21 protein-coding genes are annotated in these 21275 nt (G+C 67.6%); 10 read left to right on the forward strand and 11 right to left on the reverse strand.

Annotation, left to right across the window (positions count from 1 at the left end; genetic code table 11):
* Window positions 1-29: 29 nt before the first annotated feature.
* The gene (locus tag ACVOLJ_RS12155) at window positions 30-1088 is read right to left on the reverse strand and encodes an NAD(P)-dependent alcohol dehydrogenase (protein WP_475278272.1); all 1059 of its coding nucleotides are present in this window, start codon (window positions 1086-1088) and stop codon (window positions 30-32) included.
* 106 nt (window positions 1089-1194) lie between these two features.
* Here ACVOLJ_RS12155 and ACVOLJ_RS12160 point away from each other — a divergent pair, with 106 nt between their 5' ends.
* Window positions 1195-2079 carry a LysR family transcriptional regulator gene (locus ACVOLJ_RS12160; RefSeq protein ID WP_475278271.1) on the forward strand — a complete coding sequence of 295 codons (885 nt, stop codon included), beginning with the start codon at window positions 1195-1197 and terminating at the stop codon, window positions 2077-2079.
* 153 nt (window positions 2080-2232) lie between these two features.
* Here the strand turns inward: ACVOLJ_RS12160 and ACVOLJ_RS12165 are convergent, their stop codons facing one another.
* Window positions 2233-2649 (reverse strand): VOC family protein, encoded by a 417-nt coding sequence (locus ACVOLJ_RS12165; protein WP_475278270.1) that lies wholly within the window; start codon window positions 2647-2649, stop codon window positions 2233-2235.
* A 59-nt stretch (window positions 2650-2708) separates the two neighbouring features.
* Window positions 2709-3812: an alkene reductase gene (locus ACVOLJ_RS12170; protein WP_481564230.1), complete on the reverse strand. Its 1104-nt coding sequence runs from the start codon at window positions 3810-3812 to the stop codon at window positions 2709-2711.
* A 127-nt stretch (window positions 3813-3939) separates the two neighbouring features.
* Here ACVOLJ_RS12170 and ACVOLJ_RS12175 point away from each other — a divergent pair, with 127 nt between their 5' ends.
* From ACVOLJ_RS12175 to fghA, 4 genes are all read left to right on the forward strand, one after another.
* Window positions 3940-4845 carry a LysR family transcriptional regulator gene (locus tag ACVOLJ_RS12175; protein ID WP_475278268.1) on the forward strand — a complete coding sequence of 302 codons (906 nt, stop codon included), beginning with the start codon at window positions 3940-3942 and terminating at the stop codon, window positions 4843-4845.
* 71 nt (window positions 4846-4916) lie between these two features.
* Complete coding sequence (frmR, locus tag ACVOLJ_RS12180; protein WP_005411009.1) at window positions 4917-5192, forward strand: formaldehyde-responsive transcriptional repressor FrmR; 276 nt, start codon at window positions 4917-4919, stop codon at window positions 5190-5192.
* Window positions 5193-5251: 59 nt separating this feature from the next.
* Entirely contained in the window at window positions 5252-6361 is a 1110-nt protein-coding gene (locus ACVOLJ_RS12185) for an S-(hydroxymethyl)glutathione dehydrogenase/class III alcohol dehydrogenase (protein ID WP_475278267.1), read from the forward strand.
* Between the two features lie 49 nt (window positions 6362-6410).
* Window positions 6411-7241, forward strand: a complete 831-nt coding sequence (gene fghA / locus ACVOLJ_RS12190) for an S-formylglutathione hydrolase (RefSeq protein WP_481564231.1) — start codon at window positions 6411-6413, stop codon at window positions 7239-7241.
* A gap of 64 nt (window positions 7242-7305) precedes the next feature.
* Here fghA and ACVOLJ_RS12195 read toward each other — a convergent pair whose 3' ends face one another.
* The gene (locus ACVOLJ_RS12195; protein ID WP_475278265.1) at window positions 7306-8169 is read right to left on the reverse strand and encodes a PA4780 family RIO1-like protein kinase; all 864 of its coding nucleotides are present in this window, start codon (window positions 8167-8169) and stop codon (window positions 7306-7308) included.
* 226 nt (window positions 8170-8395) lie between these two features.
* Between ACVOLJ_RS12195 and ACVOLJ_RS12200 the strand changes: the two genes are divergently transcribed.
* Window positions 8396-9841, forward strand: coding sequence for a GGDEF domain-containing protein (locus ACVOLJ_RS12200; RefSeq protein WP_475278264.1), 1446 nt, complete (start codon window positions 8396-8398; stop codon window positions 9839-9841).
* 55 nt (window positions 9842-9896) lie between these two features.
* Here ACVOLJ_RS12200 and ACVOLJ_RS12205 read toward each other — a convergent pair whose 3' ends face one another.
* The gene (locus ACVOLJ_RS12205; RefSeq protein WP_475278263.1) at window positions 9897-10337 is read right to left on the reverse strand and encodes a universal stress protein; all 441 of its coding nucleotides are present in this window, start codon (window positions 10335-10337) and stop codon (window positions 9897-9899) included.
* 141 nt (window positions 10338-10478) lie between these two features.
* Between ACVOLJ_RS12205 and ACVOLJ_RS12210 the strand changes: the two genes are divergently transcribed.
* The 4 genes from ACVOLJ_RS12210 (at window position 10479) to ACVOLJ_RS12225 (ending at window position 15563) form a co-directional block, all read left to right on the forward strand.
* Complete coding sequence (locus ACVOLJ_RS12210; RefSeq protein WP_475278262.1) at window positions 10479-11393, forward strand: LysR family transcriptional regulator; 915 nt, start codon at window positions 10479-10481, stop codon at window positions 11391-11393.
* A 135-nt stretch (window positions 11394-11528) separates the two neighbouring features.
* Window positions 11529-13058, forward strand: a complete 1530-nt coding sequence (locus ACVOLJ_RS12215) for an MFS transporter (RefSeq protein ID WP_475278261.1) — start codon at window positions 11529-11531, stop codon at window positions 13056-13058.
* 19 nt (window positions 13059-13077) lie between these two features.
* Window positions 13078-14157 (forward strand): HlyD family secretion protein, encoded by a 1080-nt coding sequence (locus ACVOLJ_RS12220; protein ID WP_481564232.1) that lies wholly within the window; start codon window positions 13078-13080, stop codon window positions 14155-14157.
* The gene (locus ACVOLJ_RS12225; RefSeq protein WP_475278259.1) at window positions 14154-15563 is read left to right on the forward strand and encodes an efflux transporter outer membrane subunit; all 1410 of its coding nucleotides are present in this window, start codon (window positions 14154-14156) and stop codon (window positions 15561-15563) included. The genes ACVOLJ_RS12220 and ACVOLJ_RS12225 overlap by 4 nt, the downstream gene beginning before the upstream one ends.
* A 167-nt stretch (window positions 15564-15730) precedes the next feature.
* Here the strand turns inward: ACVOLJ_RS12225 and ACVOLJ_RS12230 are convergent, their stop codons facing one another.
* From ACVOLJ_RS12230 to ACVOLJ_RS12255, 6 genes are all read right to left on the reverse strand, one after another.
* A complete protein-coding gene (locus ACVOLJ_RS12230) occupies window positions 15731-16129 on the reverse strand; it encodes a hypothetical protein (RefSeq protein WP_475278258.1) in 399 nt (132 codons plus the stop codon).
* 130 nt (window positions 16130-16259) lie between these two features.
* Window positions 16260-16598, reverse strand: a complete 339-nt coding sequence (locus ACVOLJ_RS12235) for a hypothetical protein (RefSeq protein ID WP_265953340.1) — start codon at window positions 16596-16598, stop codon at window positions 16260-16262.
* A 78-nt stretch (window positions 16599-16676) separates the two neighbouring features.
* The gene (locus ACVOLJ_RS12240; RefSeq protein ID WP_475278257.1) at window positions 16677-17618 is read right to left on the reverse strand and encodes a DegV family protein; all 942 of its coding nucleotides are present in this window, start codon (window positions 17616-17618) and stop codon (window positions 16677-16679) included.
* A 94-nt stretch (window positions 17619-17712) separates the two neighbouring features.
* Window positions 17713-18345: a DsbA family protein gene (locus tag ACVOLJ_RS12245; RefSeq protein WP_475278256.1), complete on the reverse strand. Its 633-nt coding sequence runs from the start codon at window positions 18343-18345 to the stop codon at window positions 17713-17715.
* A 19-nt stretch (window positions 18346-18364) separates the two neighbouring features.
* Window positions 18365-19627 (reverse strand): amidohydrolase family protein, encoded by a 1263-nt coding sequence (locus ACVOLJ_RS12250; protein WP_481564233.1) that lies wholly within the window; start codon window positions 19625-19627, stop codon window positions 18365-18367.
* A complete protein-coding gene (locus tag ACVOLJ_RS12255) occupies window positions 19627-21036 on the reverse strand; it encodes an amidohydrolase (RefSeq protein WP_475278254.1) in 1410 nt (469 codons plus the stop codon). Before ACVOLJ_RS12255 ends, ACVOLJ_RS12250 begins: the two co-directional genes overlap by 1 nt.
* Between the last annotated feature and the right edge of the window lie 239 nt (window positions 21037-21275).

The following is a 21275-nucleotide window of genomic DNA, read 5'->3' on the forward strand; positions in this document are numbered from 1 at the left end:
GGGGTTCTTCCTTCACTGCCACCGATCGATCAGGCGGCGTTCTTCATCGTCGCCATGTCGATCACGAAGCGATAGCGCACATCGTTCCTGGCCATGCGCTCCCAGGCTTCGTTGACGTTCTTGATGTCGATCATCTCCACGTCGCTGACGATGCCGTGCTCGGCACAGAAGTCCATCATTTCCTGGGTCTCGGCCATGCCGCCGATCGCCGAGCCGGTCAGGTGCTTGCGGCCGAAGATCACGCTGCCGCCGGTCAGCGGCGGGTCCAGTTCGGTCAGTACGCCGACCAGGCACATGGTGGCTTCGCGCTTGAGCAGACCCATGTACGGGTTGGTGTCATGACCGACCGGGATGGTGTTGAGCAGGAAGTCGAAGCTGCCAGCGTGCGCCTTCATCTGCGCGGCATCGCGCGAGACCAGCACTTCGTCGGCGCCCAGGCGCTTGGCGTCGGCACCCTTTTCCGGGGTGGTGGTGATCATCACCACGTGCGCGCCCAGCGCCTTGGCGAACTTCACGCCCATGTGGCCGAGGCCACCCAGGCCGATCACGCCGACCTTCTGGCCGGGACCGACCTTCCAGTGGCGCAGCGGCGACCAGGTGGTGATGCCAGCGCACAGCAGCGGCGCGGCGGCCTTCAGGTCGAGCGATTCGGACACCTTGACCACGAAGCGCTGCTCGACCACCACGTGGTCGGAATAGCCACCGTAGGTCGGTGCACCGTCCGCGCGCTCGCGGCCGTTGTAGGTCCAGGTCGCACCCTCGGCGCAGTACTGTTCCAGGTCGTGTTCGCAGGCATCGCAATGGCGGCAGGAATCGACCATGCAGCCGACGCCGGCATGGTCGCCCACCTTGAAACGGGTGACCTCGCTGCCGACTTCGGTGACCCGGCCGATGATCTCGTGGCCCGGCACCATCGGGTAGATCGAGCCACCCCAGTCATCACGGGCCTGGTGCAGGTCCGAATGGCAGATGCCGCTGTAGAGGATCTCGATGCGCACGTCGTTCGGGCCGACGGCGCGGCGCTCGAACTCGAAGGGCACCAGCGGGTCGGTATGGGTATGGGCGGCGTAACCACGGGCGAGGGACATGGGGAATCCTTGGCGGGTTTGTCGAAAGGCGTTTTACAATACGCGCCGTAACCCGGGGTAAGAAGCCCGGATATCGGCATGATTCATCAAGGCAGACTGCACAATCATGGCCACTGACAATCTCTCGCACCTGGCCGCCTTCGCGGCGGTTGCCCGCCACCGCAGCTTCCGTCGCGCCGGCGCCGAGCTGGCCCTGTCGACCTCGGCGGTGAGCTATGCGATCCGCGCGCTGGAAGAGCGGCTGGGGGTGGGGCTGTTCCACCGTACCACCCGCAGCGTGGCCCTGACCGAGGCCGGCCAGCGCCTTCTGGAACGCCTGCAGCCGGCGCTGGGCCAGGTGCATGACGCGCTGGAGGAGATGAACCAGTTCCGTGCCGCACCGGCGGGACTGCTGCGCATCAACGCCACGCGTGCGGCAGTGCCGACCCAGCTGGGACCGCGGCTGGCGCGCTTCCTGCACGCGCATCCGGACATCCGCGTGGAACTGACCGAAAACGATGGCCTGGTCGACATTGTCGCCGAGGGCTACGACGCCGGTGTGCGCCTGCATGAGTTCGTGCCCGAGGACATGGTGGCGGTGCCGATGGGCCCGCCGCTGCGCGGCCTGATCGTTGGCGCGCCGGAGTACCTGCGGCGGCGGCCCGCACCACAGCACCCGCGTGACCTTGCCATGCACGAATGCATCCGTTTCCGCTTCGCCAGCGGTCATCTGTACAAGTGGCAGTTCGAACGCGAAGGGCTGGCGCTGGAAATCGATGTACCCGGCCGGCTGACCCTGGGCGAGCAGGGGACCGTGGTCAGTGCCGTGCTCGATGGCATCGGCCTGGCCTATGTGCTGGAAGACACCGCGCGGCCGTACATCGATTCGGGGCAGATGGTGGCGGTGCTGGAAGACTGGAGCGAACCGTTCGCGGGGTTTGCGTTGTACTACCCGAAGCAGCGACAGATGCCGGGTGCGCTGCGCGCGTTCGTGGATATGCTGCGCGAGTGAAGCGGGGTGGGTCGCATCCACGCATGGCGTGGGTCTACTGAACCACACCACCTCATACCCGGGTGGCACCGTGCAGTAGATCCACGCCACGCGTGGATGGCTCCCGCTGCGCGATGCCATCAAAACAACGGTGAGCCCGCGGCGGCGAGGAACTCATTCCACCAGCGCGTCGTATCCCTCGCCGCTGAACCGGATCAGGCAGAAGCCATGTCCGAAAGGATCGGCGAGCACGGCGATGCGGCCCCAGCGACGCTCGCGCACGGATTGTTCGAGCGTCGCGCCGGCCGCGACCGCGCGTTCCAACGCGGCCTCGATGTCATCCACCACCCAGTCCAGGTGCAGCGGCGTCCAGTGGCGTTCGTAGTCGCGTACGTCGCCGTCTCCGGTGGCCGCGCTGCCAGCCTCGTTCTGCAGCAGGTACAGCGGCGTGGGGCCGCCGAGCAGTTCGACGGCGCCCGGCCCGAGACGGCGGCCGATCCGCAGGCCGAAGGCTGCCGTGTAGAAGGTTTCGGCTGCCGCGAGATCGGGGACGTCGAGGTTGACGATGAACGATGCGGTGGGCGTATCCATGGTGGGTTTCAGTGGATGCGGGCAGGCAGTGTACGCCCGCATCCACGCATGGCGTGGCTCTACTGCGCGCGCGGGTAGTCGAGATAGCCTGCTTCGCCACCACCGTAGTAGGTGTCGCGATCCGGCGCGGCCAGCGCGATGTCCTGCTGCAGACGCTCGACCAGGTCCGGGTTGGCGATGAACGGTTGACCGAAGGCCGCGATATCGATGGTGCCTTCGCCGACCAGGCGCAGCGCGCGTTCGCGGGTCATGCCGCCGGCCAGGATCACCGTGCCGCCGTAGGCCTGCTTGAAGGCCTTGAGGAACGCCTCGCCGACCACCGGTGCGCCGCGCAGGTAGTTGTCGTTCAGATGCACATACGCCAGCCCGCGCTTGCCCAGTTCCTCGGCCAGGTACAGGTAGGTTGCTTCGTTCTCGGCATAGACCGGCATGTCGAAGACCTGGCTGTTCGGTGCCAGGCGCACACCGATGCGATGCGCGCCGATGCGCTGCGCCATCGCATCCACGGTGTCCAGGATCAACCGCGCGCGGTTGCGCAGCGAGCCGCCGTAGAGGTCCTGCCGATCATTGATGACCGGGTTGAGGAACTGCTCGAACAGGTAACCGTTGGCCGCGTGCAGTTCGATGCCATCGAAGCCGGCGGCCATCGCGTTTTCCGCGCCGCGCACGAAGTCGCTGACGATGCCGGGAACTTCGTCGGTGCGCAGGGCGCGCGGTGGCGTCGGATCGGCATGCCCGCGGCTGCCATCGTGCAGATACACGAAGGCGCTGTTGCCGGGACCACTGGCCACCGCGCGCGTGCCGGCGCTGACCGGCTGTCCGCCCTCGGGCTGCAGCGAGGCATGCGACATGCGGCCCACGTGCCACAGCTGGGCAAAGATCGCGCCCTGTTCGGCATGCACAGCCTCGGTGACCTGCTTCCAGCCGGCGACCTGCTCGGCCGACCAGATGCCCGGCACGTCGATATAGCCCTGGCCCTGTGGCGACACCGGCGTGCCTTCACTGATGATCAGGCCGGCGCTGGCGCGCTGCCGGTAGTACTGCGCGGTGAGTGCATTGGCCACTGAACCGGGGTTGCGGGCGCGGGTCATCGGCGCCATCGCAAGACGGTTGCGCAGCGGCGTTCCGGCCAGGTCGTAGGGGTGGAAGAGGGGGGAAGTCATGGCAGTCATCTCAAGCGGGGAGGGCACCAGTGGCGCGATGCCTACAGGATGGAGTTGACATGCGGGCATATAAAGCGGTTCGATTTCCCCTGCTGCGGGACTATTTGTCCCCAATGGAGATGCAAGCATGCTGCCACTGGAATCCTTGAACGGCCTGGTGACCTTCGTGACCACCGCGCGCTCGGGCAGCTTCACTGAAGCGGCCGATGCACTGGGCATCTCGCGCTCGGCGGTGGGCAAGGCCATCGCCCGGCTGGAATCACGGCTGGGCGTGCGCCTGTTCCATCGCACCACGCGGCGCATCGCACTGACCACCGACGGCGAGGCGTACTACGCCTCGTGTGCGGCGGCGCTGGAAGAGATTTCCGCCGCTGAGGCCTGCCTGGGCTCGGCCGGCCTGCCCAGCGGGCGGCTGCGCATCGACATGCCGTCCTCGTTCGGGCGGCTGGTGGTGCTGCCGGTGCTGCTGCGGCTGTGCCGGCAGTACCCGGACCTGCAGCTGACGATGACCTTCACCGACCATTTCGTCGATCCGGTGGAGGAGGGCATCGATCTGCTGATCCGCTTTGGCGGCCTGCACCAGGCCGAACACCTGGTGGCCCGGCAGCTCGGCCGCCAGCGCCTGGTCACCTGCGCCTCGCCGGATTATCTGCAGGCCCATGGCGTGCCGCGTACGGTGCAGGAACTGGCCCAGCACCGCAGCATCGTCGGCTTCCGCCACGGCCAGCCGGTCGCGTGGCGTGTCGGCCGCGACGACGCAGAGGGCAGCTTCATCCCCAATGCGACCTACCAGCTCAACGATGGCGATGCGGTGATCGAAGGGGCCATCGCCGGCTTGGGCATCTGCCAGATGCCGATCTCGCTGCTGCGCCGTCACCTGGATTCCGGTGCGCTGCAATCGGTGTTGGATGACCACATGCAGCGGCATATCGACATCCACGCGCTGTGGCCGCCCACGCGCCACCTGCGGCCGAAGGTGCGTTACGTGGTGGACGAACTGACCCGGCTGTCCGGCCAGGGCGTGTTCGACTGAGCCTGCGTGAATGGCGACCGGGCAGGGTCTGTGTATACTATCCCCCAGTATAGTTCCGAGGTGGCCTCGCCATGCCGCACTCCCCCGAAGAAAAAAAGAAGGTCCTGGCCCGCGTGCGCCGCATCCGTGGCCAGTGCGATGCGCTGGACCGCGCGCTGGAAGCCGGCGCCGACTGCGGGCCGGTGCTGCAGCAGATCGCCGCGATCCGTGGTGCGGTCAATGGCCTGATGTCCGAGGTGATGGAGGCGCATCTGCGTGAGGAGTTCGGGCAGCCGGCCGCGTCCGATGAACAACGCGCCGAACGTGTGCGCGACATGAGCGCGTTGATCCGCTCATACCTGAAATAAACGATGGCGCAACACCGCGCCGTGCATCCTGTTTTCCTTACGTTTCTGGAGAGTTCACCATGAAGTCCCGTGCCGCCGTCGCCTTTGGTCCCGGCCAGCCGCTGCAGATCGTCGAGATCGACGTCGCCCCGCCGAAGGCCGGCGAAGTGCTGGTCAAGATCACCCACACCGGTGTCTGCCATACCGATGCGTTCACCCTGTCTGGCGATGATCCGGAAGGCCTGTTCCCGGTGGTGCTCGGCCACGAAGGCGCGGGCATCGTGGTCGAAGTGGGCGAGGGCGTGACCAGCGTCAAGCCGGGCGACCACGTGATTCCGCTGTACACCGCCGAGTGCGGCGAATGCCTGTTCTGCAAGAGCGGCAAGACCAACCTGTGCGTGGCCGTGCGTGCCACCCAGGGCAAGGGCGTGATGCCCGATGGCACCAGCCGCTTCAGCTACAACGGCGAGCCGATCTACCACTACATGGGCTGTTCGACCTTCAGCGAGTACACCGTGGTTGCCGAAGTGTCGCTGGCGAAGATCAATCCGGAAGCGAACCCGGAACACGTCTGCCTGCTCGGCTGTGGCGTCACCACCGGCATCGGCGCGGTGCACAACACCGCCAAGGTTGCCGAAGGCGACAGCGTGGCGGTGTTCGGGCTGGGCGGCATCGGCCTGGCCGTCATCCAGGGCGCGCGCCAGGCCAAGGCCGGCCGCATCATCGCGGTGGACACCAACCCGTCCAAGTTTGAACTGGCGCGTGAATTCGGTGCCACCGACTGCATCAACCCCAAGGACTTCGACAAGCCGATCCAGCAGGTCATCGTTGAAATGACCACCTGGGGCGTGGACCACAGCTTCGAGTGCATCGGCAACGTCAATGTGATGCGCGCGGCGCTGGAATGCGCGCATCGCGGCTGGGGCCAGAGCGTGGTGATCGGCGTGGCCGGTTCGGGCCAGGAAATCTCCACCCGTCCGTTCCAGCTGGTCACCGGCCGCAAGTGGATGGGCACCGCCTTTGGTGGCGTGAAGGGCCGCAGCCAGCTGCCGGGCATGGTGGAAGACGCGATGAAGGGCGATATCGAGCTGGCCCCGTTCGTCACCCACACCATGGACCTGGACAAGATCAACGAAGCCTTTGACCTGATGCATGAAGGCAAGTCGATCCGTTCGGTCGTCCACTACTGAGCCACGCCGGGTGGCAGGCCCCGCGCCTGCCGCCCCTTGGAGGAATCCGATGGAACGCATTGAACATCGCGCCTGCTTCGGTGGCTGGCAGGACGTCTACCGACATCATTCGACCACGCTGGGCTGCGACATGCAGTTCGCCGTGTACCTGCCGCCGCAGGCGGAAACCTGGAAGCTGCCGGTGCTGTACTGGCTGAGCGGGCTGACCTGCACCGAGCAGAATTTCATCACCAAGGCGGGCGCGCAGCAGTACGCCGCCGAGCACGGGGTGATCCTGGTCGCACCTGATACCAGCCCGCGCGGCGATGAGGTGGCCGATGCCGAGGGCTACGACCTGGGCAAGGGCGCCGGCTTCTATCTCAACGCCACCCGTGCGCCGTGGGCGAAGCACTACCGCATGCACGACTACATCGCGCAGGAGCTGCCGGCACTGATCGAAGCCCACCTTCCTGCAACCGATGCGCGCGCGATCAGCGGGCATTCGATGGGCGGGCATGGCGCCCTGGTGATCGCGCTGCGCAACGCGGGACGCTACCGCAGCGTGTCGGCGTTCTCGCCGATCGTCGCGCCCAGCCACGTACCGTGGGGACAGAAGGCCTTCCACGCGTATCTGGGCGACAACCCGGCCGATTGGGCGCAGTGGGACGCGTGCGCGCTGGTGGCTGCTGCCAGCGAACGCCTGCCGTTGCTGGTCGACCAGGGCCAGGCCGACGAATTCCTGGAAAGCCAGCTGCAGCCGCAACGCCTGCAGCAGGCCTGCGATGCCGCCGCCCACCCGCTGACGCTGCGCCTGCAGCCCGGGTACGACCACAGCTACTACTTCATTGCCAGCTTCATCGGCGAGCACATCGCCCACCACGCCCGCGCGCTGAAGGCCTGACCCCGTAGCGCCGAGCCCATGCTCGGCTGCCCGTTCCGTAGAGTCGCCACGCTTGGCGTGGCGCTTACGCGTCGTCGGCTTCTTCCGCCGCTTCGCGGCCCTGCTGGCGGATCAGGGCTTCTTCGCGCGCATCGTTGATGGCGTGGCGCACGCTGTCCAGGTCGACGGTGGATTCATCGTGCACGAAGGTGCCGGTGAGCGCACTGTCCGGCAGCAGGCTGCCCGCCTCGAACAGCGCCCACATTTCCTCGCCATACCAGCTGTCCAGCAGTTCGGGTGCGAAACGGCCCAGGTAGGCGGTGAGGTTGTTGACATCCCGCAGCAGCATGCTGCGCGCGGCGTTGTTGCCGCCTGCACTGACCACCTGGGGGAAATCGATCACCACTGGGCCATCGGGACCGACCAGCACGTTGTACGGCGAGAGATCGCCATGGATCAGGCCGCAGCACAGCATGCGCACCACCTGGCGGACCAGGGTCTGGTGGAACTGGCGGGCCTGCTCGGGCTCCAGCTCCACCTCGCCCAGGCGCGCGGCGGAGAAACCGTCGGCATCGGTGACCAGCTCCATCACCAGCACGCCGTGGTAGTAACCGAACGGCTCGGGCACGCGCACCCCGGCATCGCGCAACTGGTACAGCGCGTCCACCTCGGTGTTCTTCCAGGCCGCTTCCTGCTGCTTGCGGCCGTACTTGCTGGCCTTGCCCACCGCACGCGCCTCGCGGCTGCCGCGCACCTTGCGGCCTTCCTGGTACTGCACGCGCTGCTGGAAGCTGCGCTGGGCCATGTCCTTGTAGACCTTCGCGCAGCGCACCTCGTTGCCGCTGCGTACCACGTACACGGCCGCTTCCTTGCCGCTCTTGAGCGGGCGTAGCACTTCATCGATCACGCCGTCGTCGATCAGGGCGCGCAGTCCTTCAGGGGTTTTCACGGGTTCTTGGGGCGGCCAACGCGGACGCGCTCGCCAGAATGGGGAGGAATCCGCGCATTTTACAGGTCGCGGCTGCCCAGCGGCTTCCCGGCGGGCCTGCGAGCGTCGCCGGGCAACCGTCCCACGAGACCGCTGCCACCGTCGCGGATTTTCCAAAGTGGATCACGCCACCGTGGCGGCGAGGCGCGCTATCGTGCGCGCATACGGCCTTGCGGACGGGGGATGCATGCCGGTTGTGCTGGCACTGCTGTATGTGGTCTGCCACGGGCTGGTCGTGGCGTTCTGGCCGGGGACGGCCGGTGCGGGATCGTTTGCTTTCCTGACCGCCGCGCCGCTGCTGGCCGCTGCGACCTGCCTGTGGCGGGGGCAGCGTGACCGCGCGGCGCTGGGCTGGCGGGCCACCGCCCTGGCCCTGCTGCTGTGGGCCGGCGGCATGGGCTTCAACATGCTGGATGCACTCAGCGCCGACCGCCCCGACATCACCCCGCGTGCCAGCCTGCTGCTGTATGTGGTGTATGGGGTACCGCTGGTGTTCATCCTGGCCCGGGCGCGCCGCGAGCGCTGGAGCATCAGCCTGATCGACGGGGTGATGGCCGCGCTGCTGGGCGTGCTGTTCTTCGTGCATACCCAGTCCTTCGCCGACCGCATCGACATCGACGGCCAGGCGATGGCCAACATGCAGCGCATGTTCGACATCCAGAACCTGTGCATCGCCGCCTTCGCCGTGGTGCGCTGGCTGGCCGGCGACGTGCCCGAGCGGCGCAGTTTCTTCCGGGCGCTGGCGCTGTATGCGCTGGCCTACCTGCTGGTGGCGTACTACATCAACCACTACACCGCCGAGCAGTCCTTTGGCGCCTACAACGACCTGCTGATCGACGTGCCGTTCCTGCTGCTGGCGGTGATGGCGCTGCGCCAGGCACCCGCACCAGGGTTCGTGCTGCACCCACGGCTGTCGCGGCTGGTGCAGGCGGGCGGGCCGATCATCCTGCCGTTGCTGCTGCTGGTGCTCGGCACCCTGGTGGTTGACCACGCCCGCCCGCTGGCGGTGACCGGCTTCGTGGTGGCCACGCTGGGCTTCAGCCTGCGCAGCACGCTGCTGCAGATGGACCTGCTGGAACGCCAGGCCGGGCTGGACCAGCTGGCGCGGCGCGATGGCCTGACCGGGGTGGCCAACCGCCGCGAGTTCGACACCCTGCTGGTGGCCGAATGGAATCGCGCCCGTCGCAGTGGCAGCGAACTGGCGCTGCTGCTGGTGGACATCGACCACTTCAAGGCATTCAACGATGAGCATGGCCATCCGGCCGGCGACCGCTGCCTGCAGGCCGTGGCCATGGTGCTGCAGAGCACCGCCGGGCGCGCGGCCGACAGCGTGGCGCGTTATGGCGGCGAGGAGTTCGCGGTGATCGTGCCGGGCAGCCCGTTGTCGGGGGTGCTGGCGCTGGCCGAGCGCCTGCGCGAGGCGGTGGAAGCGCTGCCATTGCCGGAAGGCTCGGTCAGCATCAGTGTTGGCGTGGGCTATCTGCACCCACCGGCGCTGGCCAGTGCCGACCAGTTGCTGGCCGATGCCGATGCAGGCCTGTACGCGGCAAAGCGCGCCGGCCGCAACCAGGTCACCCTGCACGCGCATGTGCTGGACGACGAAGGCGGCACGCACGGCACCATCGACTGCTGAGGCGAACCCGGGCGCGCGATGCCAACCAAGGTTGGCATCTACGCGGGCGGGCAGCTCAGCTGCTGCGGGTTTCCACCAGCACCGGGCAGGGCGCGTGGTCGAGGGTCCATTGCCCCACCGATGGCTCGAACAGGCGCTGCAGGCGTGTCAGGTGGCGGTGGCCGATCACGATCAGGTCGGCACCGAGCTGCCGCGCGTGCGCGCTGATCACCTCACCCGGATCACCGCTGGGCAGCTGCGCGATCGCATCCACGCCGCGTTCGCGCAGGTCGGCCAGGGCGTCGGCCAGCACTGCCTCGGCGTGTGCGCGCTGCCGGGCCGCGGCGGGGTACTCGCGCCGGTCGGCGTCACTGGCACCGGCAGGCAGTGCGAATTCGGGGTCCAGCACGCACAGCAGGTGCAGGCGGCTGCGTGGGCCGGCCAGCGCGGCCGCCAGGTCCAGCACACGGTCGTGCTGGGGGCCGCCATCGATGGCGACCAGCAGGGTGTTGAACATGCAAATCTCCGTGACAGGGCAGCGATGGTCGCCGATGTCGCCGCGCGCACCCATGCCGTGCGCCGCAGTCAATGCATGCGTTCAACGCAACTGATAAGCGTCTGGATTGCCGTAAAGTCACCTCATTTGCGGGAGACTGCCATGCCCTTGCCGGACCTGAACCTGTTGCTGGCGCTGGATGTGCTGATCGACGAATGCAGCGTGGCTGCCGCTGCCCGGCGGATGAACCTGAGCGCGCCGGCCATGAGCCGCACGCTCGGGCGGGTGCGGGTAGCACTGGGTGACCCTGTGCTGGTGCGCGCCGGCCGTGGCCTGGCCCCCACCCCGCGCGCGCTGGAGCTGCGCGAGCAGGTGCGTGATGTGATCGAACAGGCGCACCGGGTGTTCAATGCCGGCCGCGAAGTCGACATCGCCACGCTGCAGCGCACCTTCAGCATCCGCGCCAACGATGTGTTCATCGGCAGCTTCGGCGGCCGCCTGCGCGAGGTGTTCCGCCAGCAGGCACCGCACTGCATGCTGCGGTTCGTGCCTGAAGGCGATACCGATGACGATGCGATGGTGCAGGGGCGGATCGACCTGTACATCAGCACGGCCGGCAGGCACGCACCCGATACCAAGGTGCAGAACCTGTTCACCACCTCGCTGCTGGGTGCGGCGCGCGAGGACCACCCGCTGTTCGATGGCGACATCAGTGCCGAGCGCTTTGCCGCCTGCGACCATATCGCAGTATCGCGGCGTGGCCTGGCGCATGGTCCCATCGACGAAGAACTGGCAGCACTGGGGCTGCAGCGCCGCGTGGCCGTGGTCATCCCCACCTTCCATGGCGCGATCTTCGCCGCCGCCGATTCGGATCTGGTGCTGCCGCAGATGCCCAGCGTGATGCTCGACCGTATCGCCCACATGGGCCTGCCGCTGCGCATGTTCCCGCTGCCGGTGCCGGTACGCTCGGTGGCGCTGGTGCAGGCCTGGCACCCGCGCATGGACAACGACCCGGCGCACCAGTGGCTGCGGCGGGCGATCAAGACCCTGTGCGACACCGGCCTGCGCAGCGCCTGAGACGGGACGTTGCGCCGGCGGCATTCGTGATGCTTCATCCGTGCGTTTGATGCATGCCTGAAATGGCGTCGACGCCATTTTTCAGCGCCCGCGTACGGCGCAGACTGCGCTCCCCTTCTTCCAGGAGTGCATTGCATGCACGCAGGACAGGCCGTTGCCGGCCCTGCCGCCGCTGCCCGCCCCGTTGCCACCGCCCTGCTCGACCGCCGCATCCTGGTCGGCTTGTGCGGCGTGCTGTTGGCGGTGCTGGTTTCGGGTTTCAACGAAAACATCACCAAGGTCGCGCTGGCCGATATCCGCGGTGCGATGGGCTTCAGTGTTGATGACGGCAGCTGGGTGGTCGCGCTGTACAGCGCGATGTCGGTCAGCGCGATGGCATTCGCACCGTGGTGTGCTGCCACCTTCTCACTGCGCCGCTTCGCGCTGGCGATGATTGGCGGCTTCATGGTGCTGGGCGTGTTGTGCCCGCTGGCCCCGAACCTGCAGAGCTTTCTGCTGCTGCGCGCGCTGCAGGGGTTGTGCGGCGGCGCATTGCCACCGCTGCTGATGAGCGTGGCACTACGCTTCCTGCCACCGGGCATCAAGCTGTACGGCCTGGCCGCCTATGCACTGACTGCCACGTTCGGGCCGAGCATGGGTACGCCCCTGGCCGCGTTCTGGGTCGAACAGGTGGGCTGGCACTGGGCGTTCTGGCAGATCGTGCCGTATTGCCTGGCGGCGATGGCGATGGTCGGCTGGGGCCTGCCGCAGGACCCGTTGCGGCTGGAGCGTTTCGCACAGTTCGATGGCATGGGTCTGGCGCTGGGCCTGCCGGCGCTGGTGCTGCTGGTGCTGGGGCTGGTGCAGGGACCGCGTCTGAACTGGTTCGATTCATCGCTGATCACCGTGATGCTGGGCGGTGGTGCCGGCCTGCTGGTGCTGTTCATGGTCAACGAGTGGTTCCACCCGCTGCCGTTCTTCAAGCTGCAGCTGCTGGCCAACCGCAATCTCAGCTATTCGCTGATCACTCTCGGTGGCGTGCTGTTCGTACTGCTGGCGGTGATTTCCATTCCCTCCGGCTTCCTGGCCAGTGTGCAGGGCTACCGGCCGCAGCAGACCGCGCCGATGCTGCTATGGGTGGCGCTTCCGCAGGTGATCGCACTGCCGCTGGTGGCAGCGCTGCTGAACATGCGCGTGGTCGATTGCCGCTGGGTACAGGCCAGCGGCCTGGCGATGCTGGCGCTGGCCTGCTGGCTGGGGGCCCATCTGGACGTCAGCTGGATACGCGACAACTTCCTGTGGGTGCAGCTGCTGCAGGTATTCGCCCAGCCGATGGCGGTACTGCCGCTGCTGATGCTGGCCACCGGCGGGCTGGCGCCGCAGGACGGTCCGTTCGCCTCGGCATGGTTCAACACGGTGAAGGGCTTTGCCGCCGTGCTGGCCAGTGGCGTGCTCGATGCCGTGGCACAGAGCCGCCGCCATTTCCATTCCACCGTACTGGTGGACCGGCTTGGCGAGCAGCCCTGGCTGGCCGAGGGGCCGCAGCTCGGCGCGCGCCTGCATGCGCAGGTGCAGGCGCTGACCTCGGCCGACCTCTACTGGCTGGTGGCGCTGGTCGCGCTGGCCTTCATTCCGCTCATTGCCTGGATGCCCACCCGCATCCATCCGCCACGTGCCGTGGCCTGACTCCCTTGCAGGAACCCCCATGACGATCAACCGAACCACTCTCAACACCGGCCTCGGCCTGGGCGTACTGGCCCTGGCCATCGGCGCCTGGCTGCTGCTGCGCGAAGGCGGCCAGCAGCGCACCAACAACGCTTACGTCGTCGCCGACTACACGCTGGTCGCACCGAAGATCTCCGGCTTTGTCAGCACCGTGGACGTGGTCGACAACCAGCCGGTGAAGGCGGGCGACGTGCTGGCGCGCATCGACGATCGCGACTGCCAGGTGGCCCTGCTGGCTGCACGCGCCGATCTCGCCAACGCCCGTGCACAGCTGGCCACCGCGCAGGCATCGCTGGCCCAGCAGGGCTCGCTGATCGAGCAGGCCAGGGCCAGCGTCGATGTCAGCCGCTCCGAGCTGACCCTGGCCAGCGCCGACCAGCAGCGTTACCGCGCGCTGGCCCGCGATGGCGCCGGCACCGTGCAGAACGCACAGCAGGCGCAGTCGAAGCAGGCCGTGGCCGGTGCGCATCTGCAACAGGGACAGGCGGCATTGTCCACTGCACGCCAGCGCACCGACATCCTCAGCGCCGGCGTGCAGGCCGCGCAGGCGGCCGTGCAGCGCGCCGAAGCCGCACAGGCGCGCGCCGAACTGGATCTTTCGCACACGGTCCTGCGCGCACCGATCGACGGCGTGGTCGGCCGCCGCGCGGTACGCGTCGGTGCGTACCTGACCCCGGGCACGCCGGTGGCAGCGGTGGTGCCGCTGCAGCAGGCGTTCGTGGTCGCCAATTTCCAGGAAACGCAGATGACCCGCATGCAGGCGGGCCAGCAGGTGGAACTGCAGGTGGATGTGTTCCGCGGCACACCGCTGCGCGGCCATATCGACAGCATTGCGCCGGCAACCGGGGTGACGTTCGCCGCCGTCGCACCCGAAAACGCCACCGGCAACTTCACCAAGGTGGTGCAGCGCATTCCGGTGAAGATCGTGCTGGAACCGGGGCAGCCGCTGCTGGGCCAGCTGCGTGCCGGCATGTCCGTTGAAGCACGCGTGGACCTGGACAGCGCGCAGCAGGAACAGCATGCGCAGCAACAGGCCCGTAACGGCGGGGAGGGCGCATGACCGGCAACGTCCGGCGGGTGATTGCCAGCGCAGCACTGTGCATGGCGCTGGGTGCCTGCACGCTGGGCCCGGACTTCGTGCGCCCGCAGGCCGAGCTGCCCGCGCTATGGCAGGGTGAGGCCGTTGCCGCAACGGCGATCGACGAGGACGCTGCGTGGTGGGCCGGTTTCGACGATCCGCTGCTGGGGCAGCTTGCCACGCAGGTACTGCACGCCAATCTCGATCTGCAGCTGGCCGCCAACCGCGTGCAGCAGAGCCGTGCCGCGCGTGGCATCAGCGCCGCCGACCGCCTGCCCAGCGTCGGTGCCAGTGCCAGCGGCATGCGCGCCCGCAACAGCGAAGTGGGCCTGAACGATCCGTCCGGCAACGGCGGCCGCGATGACTACGGGCTGTTCCAGGCCGGCATCGGGCTGAGCTGGGAGCTTGACCTGTGGGGCCGCGTGCGCCGCCAGGTGGAGGCGGCCGACGCGCGCGTGCAGATGGCCGAAGAAGACGCCCGTGCGGTGCGCATCGCGCTGCTGGCGGAAACCGCGCGCGATTACCTGCAGCTGCGCGCGACGCGGCAGCTGCTGGCGATCACCGAAGACAACCTCAGCATCGCGCATGACATCAAGCGGCTGACCGAGGCACGCCAGCAGCAGGGCGTGGCCAGCACGCTGCAGGTGTCCAGCGCGGCCGCGCAGGTGGCTTCGCTGCAGGCCCGCATCGCGCCGCTGCGCCATCGCGAATCGCAGTTGCGCAATGCGCTGGCGTTCCTGCTGGCACAGCCGCCGCAGGCGCTGGACGCGCAGCTGCAGCGCGTGCGCCACGACTGGCCGGCGTTGCCGACCGTCGCCGTGGGCGTGCCCAGTGAACTGGCCGAGCGTCGCCCGGATATCCGTCGTGCCGAAGCGGCTCTGCATGCGGCAACGGCCGGCATCGGCGTGGCCAAGGCCAGTTTCCTGCCGCGCATTACCTTGACTGGCGACGCTGGCTTCCAGGCCAAGCAGCTGGATGACCTGGAGGGTTGGAACGCGCACCGTTTCAGCATCGGGCCTTCGATCAGCGTGCCGATCTTCCAGGGCGGGCGGCTGAAGGCCAACCTCGGGTTGAGCAAGCTGCAACAGCAGCAGTCGGCGTTGCAGTTCCGCCGCACCGTGCTGCAGGCCTGGCATGAAGTGGACGACGCCATTGATGGCTACAGTGCCGAGCAGCAGCGCACCGCGCAGCTGCACGTGGCGGTGGACGAGAGTGAAGCCGCGCTGGGAGCGGCGCGCCGGCAGTACCAGGCCGGCGTGGTCGACATGCTGGACGTACTGAGCACCCAGCGCATCGCGCTGGACAACCAGGCCGCGCTGGCCAACAGCCAGGCCACGGCTGCGATTGCACGGGTGGCGCTGTACCGCGCGCTGGGCGGTGGCTGGTAGGGCAGGAACCCGGTAGCGCCGGGCCATGCCGGCGGCTTGGTAGTTGCCAACCTTGGTTGGCAGCTTTTTGCAGAATCGCCAACCAAGGTTGGCGTCTACCAGAGCGGTTCCAGTCGCTTCCATCCACGTCGCAGCTTCCGGCCAGGCCCGGCGAACACAGTGTTCACTCAGCTCGACGCCTTTTCTCGCTTGCGGAACAGCAGATACGGCCAGATGCCGATCAGCACCGCTGCCACGACCGTGCCGTAGACCAGCGCGACCACTGGCTTACCAGGCTCGGTCCAGACCATGCCCAGCAGAAGCAGGCCGAACACGATGGTCGGCCCGCCCAGCAGGATCATGGCGAAGGTCTTTATGCGTCCACTGGTGGGCGCATTGGCGAGCTTGCCGACCATGTCGGTACCACCGAAATGCACCTGCAGTGCATCGTTGGTGGAACGGGCGGGCTGCGGTTTTGCGGGTTCCGGCGGTGCCACCGGTTGCTGCAGATCCATTTCCAGAGGCGCCGACGGCAGTAGGTCCGACAGGTTGGTCTGCTCGATGAGCGCTTTCAGCTTGGGGTCCATGTGCAATCCGTGCGGTCACCGTTGGCGGCGGCACGATACCAGCACACCTTGGTGCTGGGTAGTGCTGGCCGCTGGCCGGCAGTCTTTGCCGGAAGCGCCAACCAAGGTTGGCGTCTACCAGAGCCGCACCTCAACGCACGTCGCGCAGTTCCCAGTGGTGCCCGGCCAGCAGGCGCAGGCGCTGCTTGAACACGTCGCTGTCGATGCGGGTGGTGGCCACCAGGTTGATCCGCAGGTCCTTCTGTTCACCGGTCACGGTGGCCTCCGGGTCGGTCGCGCCCCATTGCGGCTCCACCGCATCCGGGTCGGGCTGCTTGTCGCGCCAGCGCTCGAACAGGCTGCCGTTGCGCAGCGCATTCTGCAGTTCTTCGGCAAAGCCGGCCGCGCCCTGCGAATGGAAGGACAGATCGGGATCGTTGCCGCGAGCCTTGGACGGATCGGGCAGGCTGATGTGGTACTGCGCAGGCATGGTGTTCTCCTTGAAGTGCGGCAAGGCTGGCATACGCGCAGTGCAATCGATGTGCAGATGCCCGCGCGCTGCCGGCCGTCATTCGAACCGATGCGGCCCATCGGCAAAGCCCACGGTAACCGCGCCCTTGCCGACGTTGACCATGCCGGTCAGGCTCATCACCGATTCGTATACGGTCACGCCGTGGCTGGCGCAGACTTCCTTCATCTGTGCGTAGCCGGGCAGCGTACGCAGCTCGTCCAGTTCACCGCCGTAGCTGACGCACACGGTTGGTGTCATCAAGCCGCCGCGCACCCGCTGGCCGACCACGGAAAACAGCTTCTGCACGGCGTTGTCGAAGCCCTTGATCTTGGCCACCGGTCCGGTCTCACCGCGATAGCCATGCAGCACCGGCTTGATGTCCAGTGCGCTGCCGAGCGCCGCGCTGAGCAGGCCGACGCTGCGGTCGCCCTTGTGGCGGGCACGGGCGCGCATGTAATACAGGTCGCGGGTGATCATGTAGCCGTGCACGTTGCCGGCCAGTTCCTCCAGCCGCTCGCGGATCTGCTGCACGCTGGCATCGCTGTCGCGCAGGCGAACCGCTTCCACCGCGGTTACCGCCTGTGCGGCGAACAGGTTCTGGGTATCCAGCACGCGCAGGGCGAAGGGCGAGTTGTAGCCTGCGGCCTGCCGCACCGGCTTGTAGTCGTTGAGGATGGCGAAGCTGGCCTGCATCGCGTTGTCGTGGATCGGGCTGCGGGTCTTGGTGATGGTCATGCAGAACACGTGGTCGTAATCGATCACCAGCTGCTGCAGGAACAGGTCGCGGATCTGGTTGACGCTGAAGGGGATGGTTTCCGCCTCGGCACCGTGTTCGGCCACGTGCGCGTGCAGGAAGCTGAGCGTGGCCTGCTCGTCGCGATGATCGGCCAGCACCGCTTCGCCGATGCGCACGGTGATCGGCAGCAGCACGATGTTGTGGGCGGCGATGAAGTCCTGCGGCAGGTCGCAGGCAGAGTCGACAACAATTCCGATGCGCATCCGCAGCTCCCCCTCCAGGGCGGTTGTAGGTTCGGAATGTGAAAGCTATCTCAATTTTACCCGGGGCGCGCGAGGGAAATGCGGCACTGCCTGTTCAGCGATTGCGCTGCACCGCCACTGGAAGCGTTACCACCTGCAGCCAGTCCGGCCGTTGCAGCAGGCCGGGGTCGTCCAGCACGGCTGCCATCATCGGGTGGGCATCGTTGCCCCAGAACAGTTCCTGGCCGATGGCCAGGGTCGGTACGCCGAACACGCCGGCTTCGATGGCCGCCTCGGTGTTGCGCTTCAGCCGTTCCTTGATGGCCGGTTCGGCGATGGCGGCCTGTACGTCGGCGATGCCCAGCCGGGTGGCGGGTTCGCGCAGGGCCTCGGGGCTGTCGGCGGCATGGCCATCGCGCCAGATCCAGTCGAACAGCACGTCCACCGCCTGCGCCCCGGCACCGGCGGCCAGGCACAGACGCAGGGCCGCCAGCGGATTGAACGGATGGCCGGGTGGAAAGCGTAGTGGCGTGCCTTCCTCCTGCGCCACCCACAGCAGCTGGCGGTACATGAAACGACGCTTGGCCGGAATCTCCGCCGGGCCAAGGTTGCCCAGATGGTGCAGCACCGCACCGAAGGCGATCGGCACCGGTTGGATCTGCGCGAACTGCGGCAGCCGCTTCACCTTCTGCCAGTGCAGGTAGGAGTAGGGCGAGACGAAGTCGAAATACCAGCGCAGGTTCGGCATCGGGGGTTCCTCGTAGCAGTCAGGGCTGTGCGTTGCGTTGCAGGTAGCGGTCGCGCAGCTCGGTCTGCCGTGAGCGCATCGGCATTGCACGCCCACCCAGCCAGACCTGCTCGGCATAGTGCGCCACATCCAGCGGATCGCCTTCCCACAGCACGAGGTCGGCACGCTTGCCCGGCTCGATGCTGCCGATCTGGTCGGCCACACCCAGCACTTCGGCCGGCACCCGGGTCAGCCCGGCCAGGCCTTCGGCCCAGGGCAGGCCATTGGCCACGGCGTTGCCGGCCAACTGGCGCATCTTCCGCGCGTTGTGCGAGGCGTCGTCGCGCTGGGCGAAGGCGACCGGCACACCGGCGCGCTGCAGGCGGGCCGCGTTTTCCAGGGTCGCGCCGATCTGGTCGAAGCTGGCCGGCAGGTTCGCCAGTGCATCCACGAACACCGGCACCCTGGCCGCTGCCAGTTCCGGCGCAAGCTGCCAGGCTTCGGCACCGCCGGCGATGGCGATCTTCACTTTTTCGCGGGCGGCCCAGCGCAGCAGCTGACGGATATCGGCGGCGCGATCCACTTCCACCACGATGCGGCGCTGGCCGGACAGATAGCGCGCCAGCGTGCGGCGACCGGCCGGGGTCAGCAGCGCATGCGGCGAATCGGCCGCCACCTGGCCGCGCGCTTCGTCCACCATCTGCTGCAGCAGCATCCATTGCGCAGCACGCGACTGCCCGGTCAGTTCCGATGCGGCAGCGCCCAGGCGCAGGAACAGCGCGCGCGGACCGATCGGGTCGGCACTGCCATCGAAGCGCACCACGCCGCCCTGGCCCGCAATGAAGCCACCCCCGGTAGCCGCGCCCAGCACCGTGAAGCCGATGCCATCCAGCCGCGCCACCGGGATCAGCACCGAGGCCGGGTTGTAGGCCAGGGTGACATCGAATTCCGGGCGCAGCGGCTGCTCGCCGATCTTCAGCGCGCTGTCGACCGTGCTCGATTCACCGGACACTTCCTCGATGCCGATCTCGGTGATGCCACCGAACAGTGCCGGGGTCAGCACTCGGCCCCTGGCGTCGACCACCGGCACGCCGGCCGGCGCAGCCAGGCCACGGCCCACCGCGCGGATGATGCCGCCCTGCACCAGCATATCGGCATCTTCCACGTTGCCGCGCGCGCTGGCAGTGGCCACCGTGGCGCCGCGTACCAGCAGGTCCTGCGCGAATGCGGGGGTGGCCAGCAGCGCCAGCAGCACCACGGTAGCGCCCCGCCTAGCGCGGCGGCGCCTGTTCAACACGATCATCAGCGCAGCTCCTGCCCAAGTTGGAAATCCGACCGCGGTGTGGCCGGCGGTGCGCTGCGGTCATAGACGCGACGACCATCGACGAAGACCTGCTCGGCCAGCGCATACGAACTGAAGGGGTTGCGGTTCCAGATCACCACGTCGGCCATCTTGCCGGCCTCCAGCGTGCCGGTCTGGCCTTCGATGCCCAGTGCCTTGGCGGCGTTGGCGGTCATCCAGGTGATCGCGCGTTCCGGCGCGATCTCGGGCATGTGCGCGCGGCGCGCCGCCGCCATCACCTTGGCCGCTTCCTGGTTCAGGCGCTGGATGCCCTCGGGGGAATCGGAATGGACGATGGCGCAGCTGTTCTTCGGCCGGTCGACCAGGGCGATGTTCTCGGCAATGCCGTCGAAGGCTTCCATCTTGAAGCCCCACCAGTCGGCCCACAGCGCGCCGCACACGCCTTCGGCGGCCAGCCGGTCGGCAAGCTTGTAGGCCTCTACGCCGTGGTGGAAGGCGGCTACCTTGAATCCGAACTCCTTCGAGAGATCGAGCATGGTGGCCATTTCGTCGGCGCGATAGCAGTGGATGTGCACCCGGATGTCGCCTTGGATCGCACCGGCCAGGGTATCCAGCTTGAGGTCGCGCTTGCCGCCGGCATCACCGGCACTGTCGCCCTTGTCGCTGCCGAACCAGCCTTTGCGTTTGGCCGGCTTCGGCTTGTTCTTGGCGATGTAGTCGGCCGCGTCGATGAAGGCGGCGCGGTAACCGGCCACGTTGCCCATGCGCGTGGCCGGGGCCACGCCCTTGCCGCCACCATAGACGCGCTTGGGGTTCTCGCCGCAGGCCATCTTCAGGCCCCACGGCGCGCCCGGGAACTTCATCGCCTGGTAGGTGGTGGCGGGCACGTTCTTCAGCGTCACGCCGCGGCCACCGACCAGGTTGGCCGAGCCGGGCAGCACCTGCATGCTGGTCACTCCGCCGGCCAGCGCGGCCTGGAAACCGGGGTCCTGCGGCCATACCGAATGTTCGGCCCAGACGTTGGCGGTGACCGGCGCGGTCATCTCGTTGCCGTCGCTGTGCGCGCCTACGCCGGGGCTGGGGTACACGCCCAGGTGCGAATGCACGTCGATCAGGCCGGGAGTCACCCATCTGCCGTCGGCGTTGATGCGGGTGACGCTGGCATCGACCTGCAGTGCACTGCCCACGGCGACGATGCGGCCATCGCGCAGCAGCACGTCGGCGTTGTCCAGGCGCACGCCGGTGCCGGTCAGCACGGTGGCGTTCTCGATCAGCAGCGGACCATCCGGCTGTGCCTTGTAGGTACTTGGGTACGGATCGGCAACGAAGCGCGAAGCGCCCACCGCAGGCGCAGTGGCCAGCGAAGCCAGCGCCAGTCCCAGTCCGGCGCGCAACAACGTCGAAGTCATGCAGGTTCCCTTGCCCACGGCGTGAATCGTTCGACGCTAGCCGGGACGACAGCGGTTTGCCAAGTGACCTTGGGCAGGGGCGCGGTGGGGACTTTCCCGACATCAAACATGTGAAAAATATATTAAGTTCACGTGACGCCCGCCGATAGCGTCATGCGGGTAAGCGTGCGCTGACTCGCCGCGAAGGTGTTCCCACTGTGCTCCACGAAGGAGCAGCACCTGAAACATTCCATGGAATC

It is taken from the genome of Stenotrophomonas sp. STEN046, from assembly GCF_056759755.1.

Coding starts and splice junctions, on each gene's coding strand:
- frmR (WP_005411009.1), top strand. CDS start 4,917: ATGCCGCACTCCCCCGAAGAAAAAAAGAAGGTCCTGGCCCGCGTGCGC.
- ACVOLJ_RS12230 (WP_475278258.1), bottom strand. CDS start 16,129: ATGGACCCCAAGCTGAAAGCGCTCATCGAGCAGACCAACCTGTCGGAC.
- ACVOLJ_RS12225 (WP_475278259.1), top strand. CDS start 14,154: ATGACCGGCAACGTCCGGCGGGTGATTGCCAGCGCAGCACTGTGCATG.
- ACVOLJ_RS12175 (WP_475278268.1), top strand. CDS start 3,940: ATGCTGCCACTGGAATCCTTGAACGGCCTGGTGACCTTCGTGACCACC.
- ACVOLJ_RS12250 (WP_481564233.1), bottom strand. CDS start 19,627: ATGATCGTGTTGAACAGGCGCCGCCGCGCTAGGCGGGGCGCTACCGTG.
- ACVOLJ_RS12185 (WP_475278267.1), top strand. CDS start 5,252: ATGAAGTCCCGTGCCGCCGTCGCCTTTGGTCCCGGCCAGCCGCTGCAG.
- ACVOLJ_RS12155 (WP_475278272.1), bottom strand. CDS start 1,088: ATGTCCCTCGCCCGTGGTTACGCCGCCCATACCCATACCGACCCGCTG.
- ACVOLJ_RS12240 (WP_475278257.1), bottom strand. CDS start 17,618: ATGCGCATCGGAATTGTTGTCGACTCTGCCTGCGACCTGCCGCAGGAC.
- ACVOLJ_RS12160 (WP_475278271.1), top strand. CDS start 1,195: ATGGCCACTGACAATCTCTCGCACCTGGCCGCCTTCGCGGCGGTTGCC.
- ACVOLJ_RS12205 (WP_475278263.1), bottom strand. CDS start 10,337: ATGTTCAACACCCTGCTGGTCGCCATCGATGGCGGCCCCCAGCACGAC.
- ACVOLJ_RS12200 (WP_475278264.1), top strand. CDS start 8,396: ATGCCGGTTGTGCTGGCACTGCTGTATGTGGTCTGCCACGGGCTGGTC.
- fghA (WP_481564231.1), top strand. CDS start 6,411: ATGGAACGCATTGAACATCGCGCCTGCTTCGGTGGCTGGCAGGACGTC.
- ACVOLJ_RS12245 (WP_475278256.1), bottom strand. CDS start 18,345: ATGCCGAACCTGCGCTGGTATTTCGACTTCGTCTCGCCCTACTCCTAC.
- ACVOLJ_RS12215 (WP_475278261.1), top strand. CDS start 11,529: ATGCACGCAGGACAGGCCGTTGCCGGCCCTGCCGCCGCTGCCCGCCCC.
- ACVOLJ_RS12170 (WP_481564230.1), bottom strand. CDS start 3,812: ATGACTTCCCCCCTCTTCCACCCCTACGACCTGGCCGGAACGCCGCTG.
- ACVOLJ_RS12165 (WP_475278270.1), bottom strand. CDS start 2,649: ATGGATACGCCCACCGCATCGTTCATCGTCAACCTCGACGTCCCCGAT.
- ACVOLJ_RS12210 (WP_475278262.1), top strand. CDS start 10,479: ATGCCCTTGCCGGACCTGAACCTGTTGCTGGCGCTGGATGTGCTGATC.
- ACVOLJ_RS12235 (WP_265953340.1), bottom strand. CDS start 16,598: ATGCCTGCGCAGTACCACATCAGCCTGCCCGATCCGTCCAAGGCTCGC.
- ACVOLJ_RS12220 (WP_481564232.1), top strand. CDS start 13,078: ATGACGATCAACCGAACCACTCTCAACACCGGCCTCGGCCTGGGCGTA.
- ACVOLJ_RS12255 (WP_475278254.1), bottom strand. CDS start 21,036: ATGACTTCGACGTTGTTGCGCGCCGGACTGGGACTGGCGCTGGCTTCG.